We start from the raw sequence: 3,698 nt of genomic DNA, 5'->3' as shown, positions 1-3,698 counted from the left end.
CGCCGTGTGCAGCACCGCCCGGTCCTCGGTGAGATTGATCCTCTCACCGCGGAACATGGCGTCCCGCAGACCGAACACGTCGACGGCCGCGGCCAGCTCACGCAGCAGTCGCAGCGTCTCATCGGTGACGAGGTTCTTCGAGTAGTCGATGTACAGGTCGCCGACCTGCAGGGTGTGACCGGCGCCGCGGCCGGGGTCGGCGGCGAACAGCTCCCGCAGCCGCACCTCGCCGAGCTCCTCGCGGTGTTCGGCCAGAGCGGTCCACTCGGGCGTCTGGTTCAGCCTCGTACGGCCGTCTGCGTTCATCTCGGACTTCAGCCCTTCCTCACCTGTCCGTGCTGCCTCGCACGCCTTACCCCGCCGCTCCCAACCTAGTTGATCAGAAGGCGGCAACGAGCGGACGTGCCGTCGCCCGCGGGGCAACAGGAGGTACGTCCCGGAGGCGCTCGGGTATCAGCCCGGCGACGGCGGGCGCGCAGAGACGAGGCCGCGGCGAACGGCGGAGGGCAGCGCGGATGGCCGTCGCGCGGGCGCGGGCGACGGCCCGGGCGCGAAACAGCTCCGGCCGGGCGCCTTCGGGCGCCCGGCCGGTCTACGTCACTAGATCTCGCCCCGCAGTTTGGCGAGCGCCTCGGCGAGGATCGCCTCGCCGTCCGCGTCGCTGCGCCGCTCCCGTACATAGGCGAGGTGCGTCTTGTAGGGCTCGGTGCGCGGGGGGTCCGGGGGGTTGTCCCGGTCCTGCCCGGCGGGAAAGCCGCAGCGCGGGCAGTCCCAGGTCTCGGGAACCTGCGCGTCGCTGGCGAAGCTGGGCACCGTCTCGTGTCCGTTGGAGCACCAGAAGGAGATGCGCAGACGGGGCGCGGACTCGCCCCGCTCGGCCTCGCCCATCGGCCCCGCCCCGACCCGGCTACCTCGGATCGCGTTGCCACTTGCCACGGTCGTAACTCCCTGCGTGATGGTGCCGCGAAGCGAGTCGGCGTTTCGCTTCGCTGCGAGCGCCTCAGTCTACGTAAGGCCCAACGCGCGTCCAGTGATTGGAGTTACAGCTCCCACACCTGGACGCAAGCCCCATGATAGGCCGCGCTCTGCTGCGCGTACCGAACATGGGGCCTTACGTACCGGAATGTGCGTGCCTGTGAGAAGCTGATCAGTTGTTCGTCTTCATCAGGATGCCGAGGACGATGATGGAGGCGAACCACAGCATCCCGACGACGACGGTGATGCGGTCGAGGTTGCGCTCGGCGACCGAGGAACCGCCGACGGAGGACTGCATGCCGCCGCCGAACATGTCGGAGAGACCGCCGCCCTTCCCCTTGTGCATCAGCACCAGCAGCATCAGCAGCAGGCTGAAGACGATCAGGGCGATCGAGAACCCCAAAACCACGGCTGGACCAACTTCCTCGGAATTCGGATAAGGACCGGAACGGACAACGGGGACACAGCGCCGCTTTCCTCGTGCGGCTCCGCCGTGTGGCGTGCCGCATGGCGCTATGCCCCCGCAAGGGTACGACGGATCGCCGCTACCGCATACTCACAGCTCGGATCACTGGTCGCGGAAGCGCACGATCTTGACGAACTCCTCCGCGTCCAGCGAGGCGCCGCCGACCAGCGCGCCGTCGATGTCGGCCTGCGCCATGATCTCGGCGACGTTGCCGGACTTGACGGAGCCGCCGTACTGGATGCGGACCTGGTCGGCCAGCTCCTGGGTGTAGAGCTCGGCGATCTTGGCGCGGATGGCGGCGCAGACCTCCTGCGCGTCCTCGGCGCCGCAGACCTTGCCGGTGCCGATGGCCCACACGGGCTCGTAGGCGATCACGACGGACTCGGCCTGCTCGGCGGGGAGGTCCTTCAGACCGCCCTCGACCTGGGCGAGGGTGTGGGCGACGTGGTTGCCCGCCTCGCGGACGTCAAGCTCCTCGCCGACGCACAGGATGGGGGTCAGGCCGTGCTTGTAGGCGGCCTTGACCTTCGCGTTCACCAGCTCGTCGGTCTCGTCGTGGTACTGCCGGCGCTCGGAGTGGCCGATCGCCACGAAGGTGCACTTCAGCTTGGCGAGCATCGCGCCGGAGATCTCGCCGGTGTAGGCGCCGGAGTCCTGCGCCGAGATGTCCTGGGCGCCGTACTTGATCTTGAGCTTGTCGCCGTCGACCAGGGTCTGCACGGAGCGCAGGTCGGTGAAGGGCGGCAGGACGGCGACCTCGACGGCCTCGTAGTCCTTGTCGGCCAGGGCGAAGGCGAGCTTCTGGACGTGCGCGATGGCCTCGAGGTGGTTGAGGTTCATCTTCCAGTTGCCCGCCATCAGCGGCGTACGAGTGGTCATGCGGGGTCAGCCTTCCAGTGCGGCGAGGCCGGGGAGCGTCTTGCCCTCGAGGTATTCGAGGGAGGCGCCGCCACCGGTCGAGATGTGGCCGAATGCGTTCTCGTCGAAGCCGAGCGTGCGCACGGCCGCGGCGGAGTCTCCGCCGCCGACGACGGTGAAGCCGTCCGAGTCGATGAGAGCCTGGGCGACCGCCTTGGTGCCCTCGGCGTAGTCGGGGTGTTCGAAGACGCCCATCGGACCGTTCCAGAACACGGTCGCGGCGTCGGCGAGCTTGCCCGCGTACAGCTCACCCGTCTTCGGGCCGATGTCCAGGCCCAGCCGGCCCTCGGGCATCTTGTCCGCGTCGACGGCGGCGTGCTCGGTGGGCGCCTTGGCCTTCAGGTCCGGGAATCCGGGCGAAACCACGACGTCGACCGGGAGAACCAGCTCGACGCCCTGCTTCTCGGCGCGTTCCAGGTACTCGGTGACGACCGGGATCTGGTCCTCCTGAAGGAGGGAGGCGCCGACCTCGTGGCCCTGGGCCTTGAGGAAGGTGAAGGCCATGCCGCCGCCGATGAGGATGCGGTCGGCCTTGCCGAGCAGTTCGTCGATGACGGCGAGCTTGTCGGAGACCTTGGAGCCGCCGAGCGCCACGACGTAGGGGCGCGCGACGTCCTGGGTGAGCTTCTTCAGGACACCGACCTCGGTGGCGATCAGGTAGCCGGCGTAGTGCGGCAGCTTGCCCGGGAGGTCGTACACGGACGCGTGCTTGCGGTGCACCGCGCCGAAGCCGTCACCCACGTACACGTCGGCGAGGACGGCCAGCCGGTCGGCGAAGGCGGCCCGCTCGGCGTCGTCCTTCGAGGTCTCGCCGGCGTTGAAGCGCAGGTTCTCGACGACCGCGACCCGGCCGTCGGCGAGGCCGGCGACGGTGGCCGTGGCGGAGTCGCCGACGGTGTCGGTCGCGAAGGCCACGTCGGCGCCGAGAAGTTCACCGAGGCGCGCGGCGGCGGGAGCGAGGGAGAAGGCCGGGTCCGCAACGCCCTTGGGGCGGCCCAGGTGGGAGGCGACGACCACACGGGCGCCCGCCTCGGCCAGCGCCTTGACGGTGGGCAGCACGGCGCGGATACGGCCGTCGTCGGTGATGGTGGTGCCGGCCAGCGGCACGTTCAGGTCGGCGCGGACGAAGACGCGCTTGCCTGCGACGCCTTCGGCGAGAAGTTCGTCGATCGTCTTCATTGAGTGGGCTCCCGAGGGGACTGTTGGTGCTCGTGATCCTAAGAGGGCTGGTGTGCACGTGAGTCAGGGCCCGTGCGGATCAACCCGCTGCACACCATGGTGCAGATCAACCAGGAGATCTTCGGTCCGGGGACGGTGGCGTGCAGCGACGACAGATCGG

At 69.2% G+C, this 3,698-nt stretch carries 4 protein-coding genes and 1 pseudogene; all 5 read right to left on the bottom strand.

Translation table 11 applies throughout. The features are described from left to right. Positions 1 to 306 (bottom strand): annotated as a pseudogene (locus tag ACN6LD_RS41950) (glucose-6-phosphate isomerase); the annotation flags it as partial. Between the two features lie 294 nt (positions 307 to 600). Next, complete coding sequence (locus ACN6LD_RS41945) at positions 601 to 936, bottom strand: RNA polymerase-binding protein RbpA (protein ID WP_078615979.1); 336 nt, start codon at positions 934 to 936, stop codon at positions 601 to 603. A 211-nt stretch (positions 937 to 1,147) separates the two neighbouring features. Next, on the bottom strand, positions 1,148 to 1,384 hold the full coding sequence (gene secG, locus ACN6LD_RS41940) for a preprotein translocase subunit SecG (RefSeq protein WP_079041347.1): 237 nt from the start codon (positions 1,382 to 1,384) through the stop codon (positions 1,148 to 1,150). 159 nt (positions 1,385 to 1,543) lie between these two features. Continuing rightward, complete coding sequence (gene tpiA, locus ACN6LD_RS41935; RefSeq protein WP_319195559.1) at positions 1,544 to 2,320, bottom strand: triose-phosphate isomerase; 777 nt, start codon at positions 2,318 to 2,320, stop codon at positions 1,544 to 1,546. A 6-nt stretch (positions 2,321 to 2,326) separates the two neighbouring features. Next, positions 2,327 to 3,538, bottom strand: coding sequence for a phosphoglycerate kinase (locus tag ACN6LD_RS41930; protein ID WP_445045913.1), 1,212 nt, complete (start codon positions 3,536 to 3,538; stop codon positions 2,327 to 2,329). Positions 3,539 to 3,698: the final 160 nt, after the last annotated feature.

The sequence above is a fragment of the Streptomyces sp. SAS_272 genome (assembly GCF_052543235.1).
This window is presented reverse-complemented; position numbering and strand designations above follow the sequence as displayed.

Coding starts and splice junctions, on each gene's coding strand:
- tpiA (WP_319195559.1), bottom strand. CDS start 2,320: ATGACCACTCGTACGCCGCTGATGGCGGGCAACTGGAAGATGAACCTC.
- ACN6LD_RS41930 (WP_445045913.1), bottom strand. CDS start 3,538: ATGAAGACGATCGACGAACTTCTCGCCGAAGGCGTCGCAGGCAAGCGC.